This is a genomic window from Desulfocapsa sulfexigens DSM 10523, assembly GCF_000341395.1.
Taxonomy (GTDB): domain Bacteria; phylum Desulfobacterota; class Desulfobulbia; order Desulfobulbales; family Desulfocapsaceae; genus Desulfocapsa; species Desulfocapsa sulfexigens.
This window is the reverse complement of the sequence record NC_020304.1, coordinates 2522216-2535916: the sequence shown is the minus strand read 5'-3', so window position 1 is coordinate 2535916 and position 13701 is coordinate 2522216. Positions and strand designations below refer to the sequence as shown.

Sequence of the window (13701 nt, the reverse complement as noted above, 5' to 3'; positions counted from 1 at the left end):
ATGAAAATACTTCACAATGAAAAAGGGATGGCCCTTATAACTGTTCTCCTCTTTGGCCTGGTTGCTTTCGGAGTTGTTGCTGGAGCCTACTTCATGACGCTGACTGGTACCCGTATGTCAGGCGTTGAAAAACGCTATATCTCTGAGCTGGATGCTGGCAAAGGCGTATCTGACTACGTAATGGGGAGACTGGTTCAAGCCAACCTGAGGTGTAATGGTGGTAACACCTGTGTTGGTGACACTACCCCTGACACATGTGCAGCTGCATCAACTATTGATATCTCCAGTACAGTTTGTGCAGCACTCGGGAAACAAACTAACGCAAATGGCTGTGTCGACCTTACAGCCTGCTATATGTCCATCACCACTATAAATGAAATTGACCCCATAACTTCAAATACAAACATCATAGACCTCGTTTCAATTAATGTGAACTCTTCGAATCCCATTCGTGGTGAACAGGCTAATATAGACTTTGTTTTGCGAGTTGAGTAAAACGATCATAGTAAATACACAATCGAGGCATGGAGTACTCCAAGTGTTGAAGAAAATGAAAGTAAACAGAAATAAAAAAGGCTTTAGTTTGGTTGAGCTTTTGACAGTAGTTGCTGTCATTGCTATCCTGGCAGCTATAGCGATCCCGCAGTATTCTGCCTATCGCAATAAAGCCTTTATAGCAGTTCTTAAATCTGACGCACATACATTAGCAAATGCTCAGGTGGCCTACTTTACCGACCATGGTACCTACTCAAACACAGCTGCTGCAGTACAAACGGCTATTTATGGAGGGAACAATATCTCCCCTGACACCACTGTGGGTAACTGGGTTGGCAACAGCACCTCCTTTAGCTTTACAACTACCGATAATGTTCATGGTGGTTTGGTTGTTACCTACGACAGTGATGCTGGTGGTATTCAGTGACAATAAATGTCATTGAATGTTTTTTTTTGTCAGTTCAATCCGGTTCTACATCTTCTCGCAACAATTCCCAAACAACTCAACATGATCCAATTCATTATTTTCATAAGATAAAATAAATATTTGTATTTCTAAACGACTCATGGCATACTTGTTGAAGTAGTTTGGGTAAGTAAGACATAAATAAGAGGGGATTCGAAAAACGGTCTCCTAAACTCCCACCTCACATAGGAGAAATCACATGAACACATTTCGGAAACAGCTTCGAAGAAAATCCGGACAGAAAGGTTTTACCCTGATTGAATTGATGATTGTTGTTGCAATTATTGGTATTTTGGCTGCTATTGCTATTCCTCAGTTTTCCTCATACCGTGCCAAAGCTTTTGACAAAGCTGCTCAAAGTGATCTGAGAAATTTCAAAACAGCAATGGAAGCTGGCTATGCTGATGCCCAAGCATATCCGAACCTGTAATTATTTGGTTTAAATTAGAAACAACAACATCAACAACTCTATCAGGAGATATATAATGAAAAAGGTATTAAGTATTGTTTTTATTATGAGTATGTTTTCTTCAGCGACCGCTTTTGCAGCTACGCTAGACGATACGGCATCCACACAGCTAGGCGATGCTGACTTCAAAGTATCAACTAATGTAGTAATATCTGCTACTGCCACCAACGTGGCCTATGCTGCCGCAAGTAAACATACCGCCGGTGGATTAACTGCTTTTGGAACAACTGATACAATGACAGATATGTCTACCACAGATTTAGCCGCCGACGCTGATCCCCCAACCCAGGCAGACGCAACAACATTAAGTGGATTTTAATAGCAATTAGTCTTTTCAAAAAAAACCACACCAACAGAGACAGGTCGCCAGGCGCGGCTCTGTCTCTGTTGCATTTTATAAATGTTTTCAGTCTTTCTAATAAGCTTCAAGGGAGTACTACGAGACAAGTTATACCAAGGTATAGTTTGTACAGCTGTTATATTTCTCACCATTCCTGCAGCAAGCACTTTTTCTCTCCGACAGGTTGCCGCCCTGGCGACTACACTTTCTTTATCCCTAACATCATTTATCCTTTTACTTATCTCCGTATTTTTAGGAGGTACCTCTCTTTGGAAGGACATTGAAAGAAAATACGTTTACAGCACCCTCGGGATGCCGATCACCCGAACATCTTACCTGCTTGGTAAGTACTTTGGAATAATAGGTTTTGTCCTGATTACAGCTTTGTTTTTAGCAATCATGACTGTTGGAGCAATCTGGTTTGCTGCCGCAGCATACCCGCCTGATCGTCCAATACTCTGGAATAATATAGCCATAGCCATATTTTTTGATGCCCTCAAATATTCTCTGCTTATTGCTATCGCTTTTGTTCTTTCTTCAGTAAGCACTTCTTTTTTTCTACCAATTTTTGGTACCATTGCGACCTATCTTGCCGGGAGTGCCACCCAGGAAGTATTTGACTATATTCATACAGACCAAGGTCAGCAGTTATCAGTAGTGACAATTCAAGTGGCTAAGTACCTCTATTACATTTTACCAAATTTCAGTGCTTTTGACCTGTCCAGCCAAGCCACTTATGGCTTAACTCTTAACAGTAGTTCTTTATTGTTGATAACAAGTTATGGAGTTAGTTATATCGGGATTATACTTGGAATAGCATGTCTTTTGTTTTCACAAAGGGAAATGCAGTGAGGACAGCCTCAACACTCCTACTCTTTACTCTTGTTTGCCACATTAGCATCCTGCCCCATTTCACCCATTATATGCAGGAACGGCCTTTTCTCCAAAAAATAGGTTATACTCTTCAACCTGCCATTATAAAATTCGCCGCCACTGATCAAAAAGATCTCACAGCTGTACTACTTATTTTGAAAGTAGTGTTTCATTCCGGCCATCTGCTTCAACTTAACCCGAGTCATCATTCTCAATTAGCAGAGCAGGAAAACACCTTCACTCTGCTCAAAACCGCGTCCAGACTCGACCCATATAATATGGATGGCTACTATCTTGCCCAAGCAATGGCCTGGGATAAAAGAAATATTCCTGAAATAACTGAACTTCTTGAATACGGTATGCAATATCGTGATTGGGATTTTTATCTTCCATTTTTTGCAGGATTCAACTATGGCTATTTCCTGAAGGATTATCCAAAAGCAGCTAAATACTATAAGCTCGCGCAAAAAATCACTCACTCCCCACTTTTCGGCCGTTTAGCTGGCAGATACCTCTATGAAGGCGGGGAAACAGACATGGCTGTAGTGTATCTTGACACTATGGTTAAGAATACTAAAAATAAATCTGTCCGGGAGTCTTATCAACTTCGCCTGCAAGCACTGCAGGAAGTGCAACGCATAGAAGATGCTGTACAGAAATACATTACCCAAGAGGGTACCAGCCCGTCTGACATAAACACCCTTATTTTCGGTGGATATCTCTCAGCTCCTCTGGTTGACCCATATGGAGGTACCTTTTACCTCGACAAAAACAAAAAACCAAGAAGCACAAGTAAATTCTCTTTTGTGCCTAATAACGAATAGTTACCACCAAATGCAAGCCATTTCAATTTCAAATCTGACAAAAGTTTATAAAGCTAAAAAAGGTCTCCCAAATCTCGCCCTGGACAATCTTTCGTTGCAAATAAATAAAGGTGAAGTTTTTGGTTTTCTTGGCCCGAACGGAGCTGGAAAAAGCACGACTATAAAAATCCTTCTTGACCTTATTCGCCCCACAAGTGGCAACGCAGAGCTCTCTGGAATTAATATTTCAGACGCCAGAGCTAGAAAAACCGTAGGATACCTACCAGAGCACCCAACCTTTTTTGATTACTTAAGTGCAGAGGAATATCTCTTTTTCACAGGTCAGGTCTTTGGAATAAAAAAAGTCGACCTTTCTGTTACAATAGAATCACTCCTTCGTCGCCTCAAACTTTGGGAAGTCCGAAAAAAACCACTTCGCATTTACAGTAAAGGTATGGTGCAGCGTCTCGGAATTGCCCAGGTACTTGTCCATAATCCAGATATTTATATTCTTGATGAGCCTATGTCCGGTCTTGACCCTCTGGGGCGTACACTTGTCAAGGAAATCATTCTTGAATTAAAAGAAGCCGGCAAATGCGTATTTCTTTCTTCTCATATTATTTCGGATGTTGAACAAATCTGTGATCGGATAGGTATCATTGCAAATGGGAAACTTATTGCTGTTGAAAAGGTGTCTGAAGTGATGCAAAAAGGCATCATCGGCTATGCTGTCCACCTTATACATCCCGATGGAAGCATATATGAACAGAGGATAGACAAAAACGAACTTACTCGTTTCTTTACAAGTCGTGAAAGTACGGCGGATCCAGTTAGCCTTATTGAACCACTCCGTAAGGATCTTGAAAAATATTTTCTTGAACTCATCAACAGGGAACAGGCATGACTGTTCGGGCACAGGTTCTCTTTTTGATATTTGCCTGTTTGGCTGTTTTTTACCCTTCTTTTTCTGCTGAGATCTGTGCTGTTGACGATGCACAACTTTTCACATCGCTTGAACACAGAAGTTATTCCAACCCTCTTGATACATTCGTCCGAAAAGGAAAATCAACCCTTTATTACCGCCCAATTCTTGGTGTAACATTCTGGGTCGATAAAAACGTATTTCAAATCAACCCATTCTGGATGCATCTGGAAAATGTTTTATTCCACCTCATTTCTATCCTTCTACTTTTTTATATCGCCCGACTTCTGTTTACCGTAAACAAAAAACAACCAAATTATTTTCCACTTTTCACAGCACTACTCTGGGGCCTCCACCCTTTGACCACAGAATCAGTGAATTGGGTTTCCGGACGTACAGACCTACTAGCCGGAATGTTTATCTTTGGTGCGACACTTTTGATTTTACACTACAGACAATCTCAACGAAAAACGTATCTACTGTTCGCAGCCATAGCCAGTCTGTTGGCAATGCTCTCCAAAGAAGTGGCTGTCGCCTTCATTCCAGGGGCCATACTCATACTGTTCGCCATACCAGCAACTATACAAAGCAACTCAAAAAGTTCAAACAACAGACTCTTCATTCTTTTTGCCACACTCGCCACTACTATTCCGTTGGCCCTTTTTTTCATAATCCGCACTGGGGGAACAATTTCGAACTCCAGTAGAATCGGCCTGACGCTTCAGTACATGGATATTAATCTTGTACACTCGCTCATGTTGTTTTGCAGAGCTCTAGGTTTTTACATAAAAAAAATATTTTTCCCATGGCCTCTGAACTTTGCCATACTGGAAGTTGATCCACTCTATGATCTTTTAGCTATTCCTATTGTGATTCTCTGCATATGGCTACTATGGAACAGATCACTCCTTGCCGCATTCTTTCTAACTGGAATCATTTTACTAACCCCCTCCTTCTTAATTGTCCTGAACCAGATCGCCTGGACCCCTTTTGCTGAAAGATATGTCTATATAAGTATGGCCTTTATTCTTTTGAGCACTATTGGGATATTTGCACGAAATCCATCGCGAAAGAACCAGTCGATTTATAGCCCACTGATGGTCATTCTTTTGATAGCTTTTTCCTATTCAACTTATCAGCGAGGTCTTATCTGGCATTCCAATTTAAAAATCCTTGAAGACACATCAATAAAATCACCATATTCAAAAAAGATTCATTGGGTCTATGGCGCAGCACTCTCAAAAAAGGGCGACCATGAAAAGGCACTTGAAGTCACTAAGATGGCTTGCAGTTTACAAAGTCCCCCATTAATGAAAGATTATACGGCTGAGAGAAATTTAGGTTTTATATATTTTAACCTTGCGAGATACAACGATGCCCTGGACACCTTCAAACAAATATCAGTAAAAAGTGACTACAAATACGCTCCTGCCTTGGATGGCTTACTTATTACATACTCTCAACTGGCCAGGGAAACCAATAATCAAGATGAACGAGAAGGCTACTACAAAGAAGCAGGAAAAAGTGGTACGCTATTATACAAAATTAAGAAAGACCCTTTTATCTGGTATAATCTTGGCAAACTATCCCTTGAACTGCAAAAGACACAGCAAGCAAAAGAATATTTTACAATGGCCTACGAAGCATTCGCAGATGATAGCCCATATAAAACCTACGCGAAGAAACTCTCACGAAAATAGAGGTAACATTGCACTGGTACACACTCCTCCGCCCAAGGCACTGGTTAAAAAACCTGATGCTTATTTTTCCACCGTTTTTTGGAGGAATTTTCTTTCTACCGGAAACACTCGCCCACTTAATTCTTCCTTTTGTTTCATTTAGTCTCGGAGCAAGTGGGATGTATATATTTAATGATATTGCAGACCTGGAGAAAGACAAACTGCATCATTCAAAAAAAAATCGTCCCTTGCCTGCTGGGAAAATTTCAAAAACATCAGCTTTATACCTGGGAACAACTGTTACACTCCTCAGTCTAATACTTGCCACTCAAATCTCATGGCTATTTTTCCTTTACCTTCTAGCCTATCAGACCTTGATTATTTGCTATAGCATCTGGTGGAAGCAGATCGTTATATTAGACATTTTTTGTATTGCCACTGGATTTCTTCTCCGCCTTGAGGCTGGAGGCGCAGCCTTTGCAACTCCGGTTTCTGAATGGCTGTTTCTCACTGTTTTTTTTCTTGCTCTCTTTCTAGGAGCCGGCAAACGGTTGGCTGAAAAAAAATCTTTACGCACCAACGCTTCAGCACATCGCTCCGTACTCTCACAATACCGGACGGGATTCCTTGAGAGTATCATGTTTATGACTGGAGGAACTGTTTTGGTGACATATTCAATCTATGTTATTGGCCGACCATTTCTTATATACACAGTCCCCCTTTGCTGCCTTGGGCTTTTACGATACCTGCATCGGATTTGGTGTGGACAATCGGGTGACCCTATGGAAATACTAATCAATGACCGAATCATGTTGATTATATCAATATGCTGGTTTCTTGTTATTAGTTATTCGATCTACACTTGATGTTTTTTTTCGCTGACACAATTTAAGCCTATCCTGCATGTTAAATATTGACAAGATCGCAAATCGAGATATTGTGTAAGTATGCATATCATCACTCGTAAGCGACTAACAGATTTTGCCAACGAACATCCTCAGTGCGCAACTGCTCTTGAATCTTGGTATAGAATTTTAAAAAATTCCACCATTTTAAATTTTTCCGAACTAAGAACTATATTCCCAAGCGCAGACCAAGTTGAAGGATTAACAGTATTTAATGTTGGAGGGAATAAAGCAAGGCTTATAGCCGCTATTCACTACAACACACAACGATTATATGTCCGTAATATTCTGACGCATAAAGAATATGACAAAAATAAATGGAGGGAGGGATAAAATGGAAACTCAATTAGAAGATATCGCCAATGTATGGCCCAAAATTAAAAGTATTTTCTCTGTTCCCCATACCGAAGAAGAATACGAACACCTTGTTTCCATGCTGGACAACCTCATAGATGAAGTAGGTGAAAACGAAAATCACCCACTGGCCTCATTAATGGAGAGTATTGGTAATTTAATCGAAACCTATGAGAACAAGAATGTCCCAACAATGCATGGCCACCCAATTGAATCATTACGCTACTTAATGAAAGAGCACAATCTGAAACAAACAGATCTACCAGAAATTGGTAGTCAGGGCGTTGTGTCAGAAATTTTGAAAGGAAAGAGGCATTTGAATATCAGGCAAGTCAAAGAACTAAGCTTAAAATTCAACATATCCCCTCTTGTCTTCATCCAAGACAATTAGAAAAAAGCTATAACACGAACCAATTCAACGTACAATGAAGCCAATTCATTCACACAATTAGATACAGGGAAGACGGCTCAAGAGTTTAGCCGATGAAGATGTCTTCCTGCTTGTAGTGAACCCATATTTTGGTTTTGGGTGAGATGGCAAAACTGCTGGGTATTCTGCCAAAAATGGAATAAACGCTCGACTGACTACCGAAATGATACAAACAGTTCCGTGAGTCGCGCAGCGGGATGAAAGGGTGATAAAGGATGTAGGTTGGGCTATGGATTATCGTCAATAACCACATGGTGTAAAGGCTTGAGCGTATATGAATATTATTCCTTCTTTTATCCGCCACTATATTGAGCATCGACCCAATCTGCTCAAGATTGTCGATAACATCGGTTGGCTGTTCTTTGATAAAATTCTGCGTATGGGGGTAGGGCTGTTTGTTGGCGTATGGATTGCCCGCTACCTGGGGCCCGAACAGTTTGGACTGCTGAACTTTACCACCGCATTTATCGAGTTGTTTGGTGCCATTGCTACCCTAGGACTGCAGAGCATAGTGGTGCGGGACATAGTTCACAACCCCAGCGGCAAGGAAGAAACGCTGGGCACCGCCGCCATACTGCAATTTCTTGGTGGCCTCATTGCCTACACACTGATTCTCACAACCATCTTTTGGTTGCGGGCAGATGACGCCTTGGCCAAAGCTATTGCCAGCATCCTTGGTTCCATGATGCTGTTTAAGGCTGCCAAGGTTTCCGTTTACTGGTTTGAATCGCAGGTATTATCTAAATACACCGTCTGGGTGCAGAATGGCGTATTTCTGCTCTTCGCCGTCATCAAGGTCGGGCTCATTTTACAAAACAGCCCACTGATTGCCTTTGCCTGGGCAATAATGGCCGAAGCGCTGGTCGTAGCATTGCTGATGTTGTTGATGCTAGACCTACGCGGCCCCCAGCTCAGTAGCCTCACCGCCAGCTTTAAACGTACGAAGACCCTACTGGCAGATAGCTGGCCACTGCTGCTATCCGGCATTGCAATTATGATCTACATGAAGATTGACCAGATCATGCTTGGACAAATGATCGGCGATGAAGCAGTAGGTATTTATAGCGCAGCAACGAGGGTTAGCGAAGTTTGGTATTTCGTCCCCATGGCAATTGTAGCTTCTGTCTTCCCGGCAATACTAGAGACAAAAAAACGGAGCGAGAAGCAGTATTACGAACGGCTGCAGTGCCTGTACGACCTGATGGTATGGATTGCTATTGCCGTGGCACTACCAATGACCTTCTTATCCACGACCATCATTTCGCTGTTGTTCGGAGATGCCTACGAGCAAGCAGGTTCAGTCCTGGCCATCCATGTCTGGGCTGCCGTTTTTGTCTCTCTCGGTTTAGCTAGCGGCAAATGGTTTCTTGCTGAAAACCGCCAAATCTTGAGTCTTCAGCGGACAGTTATGGGGGCAATTGTCAATGTTGGTCTAAATTTTCTATTCATACCACTACACGGAGTATTGGGAGCGGCTGTGGCTACTGTAGTTGGACAGGCTACAGCATGTCTATTTTATGATGCAATTCAAAGAGACACCCGTAAAATGTTTGTGATGAAAATACGATCATTTAACCTTCATGCCATTTGGGAACGCACCACAACAAGACTTTAGGACTAGAACCAATGAACCACTACACCCTACGTCCCCGCCCCCTCACCACCAGCACTAAAGGAAATATCCTGCACTTACTTGTCAAATCCCATAACGAAATGATGCGCCACGATATTACCGTCGTGCTTTATATGGAGGTGGACGAAATCTAACATCTGCTTTTCCGCACTCTCCATCCATTTGTCGCTTGATCCGGTACCAAATCACCAGGACCAGCGTGCATGTGGCCATCAATACGCTGGGACTAGCCTGGCTGATTAAGGTGCGGATTTCAGGCATCCACCAGCGAGTCTCTATGACGACCAGCAGATTTATCCTCGGAATAGGGGTTATGTCGGTCATGTCAAACAGATCTCTCCGCGTTCCTATTGACGAGGGCAAGCGCTACGCTAAAACGACTACCCTCTATGGAGACGGCCTTAAATAACGCCAGCCCGATATTGAGCTTAATCGCCGCGAAGTTAACTGGGGCGCCCAGGGTGTCCCTGGAAATAGTTTGAAGCCGACCATTGGCTACTTCGACGAATTCATTCAGAGCCAAGACACATGACAGACCAAACCATGACTCAATCTGTAAAATTCACACCGCCAGCACCGTTAAACACTGCCGTGCTGTTTCTAGTCTTCAACCGTCCGGATACGACATCTCAGGTGTTCGAGACCATTCGCAAAGCCAAACCGCCGCGTCTCTACGTGGCTGCTGACGGCCCACGTCCTGAATATGAAGGTGAGGCCGAAAAGGTAATTAATGTACGGGAAATAGCTACCGCAGTTGACTGGCTTTGCGAGGTGAAGACTTTGTTTCGAGATAAAAACCTTGGATGCAAGTATGCCGTGAGCAGTGCCATCACTTGGTTTTTTGAAAACGAGGAGCAGGGGATTATTTTGGAAGATGATTGTTTGCCGAATCAGAGTTTTTTTTGGTTCTGTGAAGAGCTTTTGAAAAAGTATAAGGATGATGAACGGGTAGGTCAAATAAGTGGGTTTAATGCCCTTGGGGACTTTAGCATAAACAATAAATCATATCACTTTTCAAATTTTGGGAGTATTTGGGGGTGGGCGAGCTGGAGGCGAGCTTGGAGTTTCTATGATGTTAATTTGGGTCTTTTCCCAGAAGTTATCCGAGGGGGGCTATTGAAAGGAGCAATATTAAACAATCAAGAGTATAAAACAAGATTGAGTGCTTTTGAAAATACTTATGCTGGAAAGATAGACACTTGGGATTATCAATGGATTTTCACAAGATTAGTCAACAGATTTCTCATCGTTATCCCACATGTTAGTCTTGTGAAAAATATTGGTTTTGGTGAAGAAGCAACCCATACAACCTCCCCTGGCAGTAACATGGGTAGTGTAGAAAAAAAAGATATTACGCTCCCGCTAAAGCACCCTGTTGTTTTTTTGCCAAATATAAACTTTGAGGCACTGGTTCACGAAAGAAAAAAAAGTGCCTTTTTTCCAAAAATCATACATAAAATAAAGAGACTATTAAGATGGGTGAAAAGATAAAAACATTGTCAAAGGGGAAACTAATAAATACCGTATTCGAGATTGAGTTAAACCACCCTAATATTTCAGGATATGAGGAAGTGGTGCATATTCAATCAGACAGCTTTCGCTTAGAAATAAAAAAAAATGACTACATAAGGTATGCATTGGCAATATTGTTAGCAGAAGAAAACCTGAGAAACCTAAAGGGTATAAAATGACTTCTAAGTTAGGAGAATTGAGGAAAGTATTTGATAGCTTGCATGGCAATGAGGTTGAATTTATTTTTCTTAGGGGTTTTTCTGATGTACCAAAAAAAGTGTCACTGTCTAATGATCTTGACATATTATGCAAGCCGAAACATAAAAAAACGATCGAGGTGCTTTTTTCGCAATTAGGTTATAAATGCAGTGAAGACTCAAGAGACAAAAACATATATTTATACAATGCAGAACCGCACCAGCACTTTTTTTGCCGAAAAAGAGATTTGCATTTTGATATTGTTTATTCCCTTGCTTACCAAAGTCCAAACCACAATGAATGGGTTTCTGTTCATCAAGAAATTCAGAAATCTATTTGGAAAAATAAAAAAAGAGTACAAGATATATGGTTTTTTCAGCCAGATAATACAGATTTGGCGATACATTTAATATGCCACTCAATTTTTGACAAAAGAGAATTCAGAAGAAAGCATATTAAAGAACTAGAAACTATAACACCTTATATCGACTTTGATAAGTATCGTCATCTCCTTACGTTGATATTTTTCAAGTTTACCCCATATTTAATAAAATTAATCGAAAACAAAGATTATGAAAGCGTTTTTGCTTCTTATATGATGTTCAAGGAGTATTAAGATGAGTAATCTAGCTGTTATTACGCTTGCTGATGCAAGTAAAAGAAAAGGCGATATAAAGAGATTTGTTATAGAGGACAATATTGGCGAGTCGATTCATCTTCATATTGATAATATGAGAGTTGATTTTACTATCAAAGATTTCCTTGAATTCACTAAGTTTATTCGATCATCCTTAAAGGAATTGAATCTTTTCCAGAAATATCAACTTGAAAAACTTGACCCTCACTTCCTCTTTGAAATGAGCGATTTAATAAAGGATATACAGCGAGTTGAAATACAAACTTGCCGATTGGGTGATTTGAGAGCTCTAGTTCGTGTAAAGGTACCAAAGATCAGTGACGTAATGCTGCCAAGGCAAATCAAGTGTTCGCCAGCCTATCGTTTCTTGGAGGGGGAAAGCGGTTGTTTAACAGAATATGTCCAATACAACTATCCTGGAGTCGATAATGTAACCCGGTTAGAAAAGCTGCGTAATTCAATCAAAAAAAATGGCTATTGCCATGAATCTGGTTATATAGTGCTTTTTGGTGATCAAAAGCTTATTCGAGACGGCCAGCACAGGGCAGCAATTCTTGCGTCTTTGGGTGGTTTCGATCAAGAGATACCGGTAATGGTGTTCCATTTTGCTGGGAATCGTTGGCGGCTTAAGCCATATCGGCAGATGACTAAGGCTATTTTAAAAAAGGTTGCTGTTTCCGGATTGCAAAAAGTGAAAGGAATGCTACAAATCCTTGGCAACCAAGGATAGCGGTTTGTGAACCTTTTGTATTGGATAAAATGGCTTCTCCACCCAGTTCGAGTTGCGTTTTTTGCAGTCGTCGATTGGTGTGCCGCGTTGACTGCTGCCAGGCATGAAGAAGCTTCTGATGCCGTACTCTTGATACGTGTAGATGCCATTGGTGACTTCGTACTTTGGTTGGATAGTGCCAAATCAATAAGGGAGCATTATGTCAACCAACGAATAATCCTAACATGTAATAAAGTTTGTGTTGATCTTGCTGCAGCGTCGGTTCTGTTTGACGAGGTGCATGGTGTTGACCTTACACGTTTTACAAAGGATCTCCGATACCGTTGGCGGACCATGCGAGAGGTTTCCTGGCTTGGCGCATCCTTAGCTATTCAGCCGACGTTTTCACGGGTGCTGCTTACGGGTGATGCATTGATAAAGGCGAGTGGTGCGCCTCTACGTATTGGCTCAACCGGTGATTTGGCCAACAGGCATCAGTGGCATAAGTGGATTGGTGATCGCTGGTACACCAGCTTGGTTCCAGCAAGTGTACGCCCCTTGATGGAGCTTGACAGGAACTCGGAATTTCTTCGTGGTCTGGGTATTGAGCAGGCGGTTTCGGCAGTGGCGAAGATGCCGGTCGTTGCCGTTTTGCCATCAGCAAAGTACATATCCAGCGCCTATTTTGTTATATTTCCTGGTGCATCTGCGACGGGCCGTATGTGGCCTGCTGGGGCATTTGCCAAGGTGGCGGACGCTGTTCATGATTTATATGGGTGGCAGCCAGTGGCTTGCGGCTCAAAGGCGGATCGAGCAATCGCTGCCGAGATGATCAAGTACTCCAATTGCACTAATTGGGTCGATTTCACCGGAGACACAACCCTGCTTGAGTTTGTTGAAATCCTGCGTGGAGCGCAACTTGTCGTTGGCAACGAGACATCGGTTGTACACATTGCGGCATCGGTCGCCACGCCATCGGTTTGTGTGTTGGGCGGTGGGCACTTTGGGCGCTTCATGCCCTATTCTGATGCTGTGTCTGGAATGAAACCAATTGCAGTTTATCGTCAGATGGAATGCTTTGGGTGTAATTGGAAATGTCATATTAGAAGTGACATTTCACGCCCCTATCCCTGTGTCGAAGCCGTAAATATTTCTGATATTATAAGTACTGTAAAAACTGTGATCGATTTGGAGGAATTAGATAGGTGAGTATAAAAGTCCAGTTGAGACTGTTTGGTTTTGTGGCTATATCAAAAGTAATTGTTTAGTTCAGAAA

At 41.9% G+C, this 13701-nt stretch carries 18 protein-coding genes; all 18 read left to right on the top strand.

Annotated elements, in window-relative coordinates; genetic code table 11:
* Positions 1–495: a hypothetical protein gene (locus tag UWK_RS11310; protein WP_015404505.1), complete on the top strand. Its 495-nt coding sequence runs from the start codon at positions 1–3 to the stop codon at positions 493–495.
* A 43-nt stretch (positions 496–538) separates the two neighbouring features.
* Positions 539–922, top strand: coding sequence for a type IV pilin protein (locus tag UWK_RS20045; RefSeq protein WP_015404504.1), 384 nt, complete (start codon positions 539–541; stop codon positions 920–922).
* A gap of 238 nt (positions 923–1160) precedes the next feature.
* Positions 1161–1391: a type IV pilin protein gene (locus UWK_RS20040; RefSeq protein WP_015404503.1), complete on the top strand. Its 231-nt coding sequence runs from the start codon at positions 1161–1163 to the stop codon at positions 1389–1391.
* A 55-nt stretch (positions 1392–1446) separates the two neighbouring features.
* Positions 1447–1749 carry a hypothetical protein gene (locus tag UWK_RS11295; protein WP_015404502.1) on the top strand — a complete coding sequence of 101 codons (303 nt, stop codon included), beginning with the start codon at positions 1447–1449 and terminating at the stop codon, positions 1747–1749.
* Positions 1750–1830: 81 nt separating this feature from the next.
* A complete protein-coding gene (locus UWK_RS11290; protein ID WP_015404501.1) occupies positions 1831–2622 on the top strand; it encodes an ABC transporter permease in 792 nt (263 codons plus the stop codon).
* Complete coding sequence (locus UWK_RS11285) at positions 2619–3467, top strand: hypothetical protein (RefSeq protein ID WP_153304890.1); 849 nt, start codon at positions 2619–2621, stop codon at positions 3465–3467. Before UWK_RS11290 ends, UWK_RS11285 begins: the two co-directional genes overlap by 4 nt.
* A 10-nt stretch (positions 3468–3477) precedes the next feature.
* The gene (locus UWK_RS11280) at positions 3478–4350 is read left to right on the top strand and encodes an ABC transporter ATP-binding protein (protein ID WP_015404499.1); all 873 of its coding nucleotides are present in this window, start codon (positions 3478–3480) and stop codon (positions 4348–4350) included.
* Positions 4347–6068, top strand: coding sequence for a glycosyltransferase family 39 protein (locus tag UWK_RS11275; protein ID WP_015404498.1), 1722 nt, complete (start codon positions 4347–4349; stop codon positions 6066–6068). The genes UWK_RS11280 and UWK_RS11275 overlap by 4 nt, the downstream gene beginning before the upstream one ends.
* Positions 6069–6124: 56 nt before the next feature.
* A complete protein-coding gene (locus UWK_RS11270) occupies positions 6125–6913 on the top strand; it encodes a decaprenyl-phosphate phosphoribosyltransferase (RefSeq protein WP_015404497.1) in 789 nt (262 codons plus the stop codon).
* Between the two features lie 81 nt (positions 6914–6994).
* Positions 6995–7285: a type II toxin-antitoxin system HigB family toxin gene (locus UWK_RS11265; protein ID WP_015404496.1), complete on the top strand. Its 291-nt coding sequence runs from the start codon at positions 6995–6997 to the stop codon at positions 7283–7285.
* A 1-nt stretch (position 7286) separates the two neighbouring features.
* Positions 7287–7697 carry a helix-turn-helix domain-containing protein gene (locus tag UWK_RS11260; RefSeq protein WP_015404495.1) on the top strand — a complete coding sequence of 137 codons (411 nt, stop codon included), beginning with the start codon at positions 7287–7289 and terminating at the stop codon, positions 7695–7697.
* 313 nt (positions 7698–8010) lie between these two features.
* The gene (locus UWK_RS11255; protein WP_015404494.1) at positions 8011–9351 is read left to right on the top strand and encodes a flippase; all 1341 of its coding nucleotides are present in this window, start codon (positions 8011–8013) and stop codon (positions 9349–9351) included.
* Between the two features lie 295 nt (positions 9352–9646).
* Positions 9647–9778 (top strand): hypothetical protein, encoded by a 132-nt coding sequence (locus UWK_RS19970; protein ID WP_265588635.1) that lies wholly within the window; start codon positions 9647–9649, stop codon positions 9776–9778.
* Positions 9779–9897: 119 nt separating this feature from the next.
* On the top strand, positions 9898–10860 hold the full coding sequence (locus tag UWK_RS11245; protein ID WP_015404491.1) for a hypothetical protein: 963 nt from the start codon (positions 9898–9900) through the stop codon (positions 10858–10860).
* Positions 10845–11060, top strand: coding sequence for a hypothetical protein (locus UWK_RS11240; protein WP_015404490.1), 216 nt, complete (start codon positions 10845–10847; stop codon positions 11058–11060). The genes UWK_RS11245 and UWK_RS11240 overlap by 16 nt, the downstream gene beginning before the upstream one ends.
* Complete coding sequence (locus UWK_RS11235; protein ID WP_015404489.1) at positions 11057–11695, top strand: nucleotidyltransferase family protein; 639 nt, start codon at positions 11057–11059, stop codon at positions 11693–11695. The genes UWK_RS11240 and UWK_RS11235 overlap by 4 nt, the downstream gene beginning before the upstream one ends.
* A 1-nt stretch (position 11696) precedes the next feature.
* Positions 11697–12446 carry a hypothetical protein gene (locus UWK_RS11230; RefSeq protein ID WP_015404488.1) on the top strand — a complete coding sequence of 250 codons (750 nt, stop codon included), beginning with the start codon at positions 11697–11699 and terminating at the stop codon, positions 12444–12446.
* A 6-nt stretch (positions 12447–12452) separates the two neighbouring features.
* A complete protein-coding gene (locus UWK_RS11225) occupies positions 12453–13634 on the top strand; it encodes a glycosyltransferase family 9 protein (protein WP_015404487.1) in 1182 nt (393 codons plus the stop codon).
* Positions 13635–13701: the final 67 nt, after the last annotated feature.

Bases quoted from the DNA above. Each gene is read 5' to 3' on its own strand.
- UWK_RS11310 (WP_015404505.1), top strand. From the start codon at position 1: ATGAAAATACTTCACAATGAAAAAGGGATGGCCCTTATAACTGTTCTC.
- UWK_RS20040 (WP_015404503.1), top strand. From the start codon at position 1,161: ATGAACACATTTCGGAAACAGCTTCGAAGAAAATCCGGACAGAAAGGT.
- UWK_RS11295 (WP_015404502.1), top strand. From the start codon at position 1,447: ATGAAAAAGGTATTAAGTATTGTTTTTATTATGAGTATGTTTTCTTCA.
- UWK_RS11290 (WP_015404501.1), top strand. From the start codon at position 1,831: ATGTTTTCAGTCTTTCTAATAAGCTTCAAGGGAGTACTACGAGACAAG.
- UWK_RS11280 (WP_015404499.1), top strand. From the start codon at position 3,478: ATGCAAGCCATTTCAATTTCAAATCTGACAAAAGTTTATAAAGCTAAA.
- UWK_RS11275 (WP_015404498.1), top strand. From the start codon at position 4,347: ATGACTGTTCGGGCACAGGTTCTCTTTTTGATATTTGCCTGTTTGGCT.
- UWK_RS11270 (WP_015404497.1), top strand. From the start codon at position 6,125: ATGCTTATTTTTCCACCGTTTTTTGGAGGAATTTTCTTTCTACCGGAA.
- UWK_RS11265 (WP_015404496.1), top strand. From the start codon at position 6,995: ATGCATATCATCACTCGTAAGCGACTAACAGATTTTGCCAACGAACAT.
- UWK_RS11260 (WP_015404495.1), top strand. From the start codon at position 7,287: ATGGAAACTCAATTAGAAGATATCGCCAATGTATGGCCCAAAATTAAA.
- UWK_RS11255 (WP_015404494.1), top strand. From the start codon at position 8,011: ATGAATATTATTCCTTCTTTTATCCGCCACTATATTGAGCATCGACCC.
- UWK_RS19970 (WP_265588635.1), top strand. From the start codon at position 9,647: ATGACGACCAGCAGATTTATCCTCGGAATAGGGGTTATGTCGGTCATG.
- UWK_RS11245 (WP_015404491.1), top strand. From the start codon at position 9,898: ATGACAGACCAAACCATGACTCAATCTGTAAAATTCACACCGCCAGCA.
- UWK_RS11240 (WP_015404490.1), top strand. From the start codon at position 10,845: ATGGGTGAAAAGATAAAAACATTGTCAAAGGGGAAACTAATAAATACC.
- UWK_RS11235 (WP_015404489.1), top strand. From the start codon at position 11,057: ATGACTTCTAAGTTAGGAGAATTGAGGAAAGTATTTGATAGCTTGCAT.
- UWK_RS11230 (WP_015404488.1), top strand. From the start codon at position 11,697: ATGAGTAATCTAGCTGTTATTACGCTTGCTGATGCAAGTAAAAGAAAA.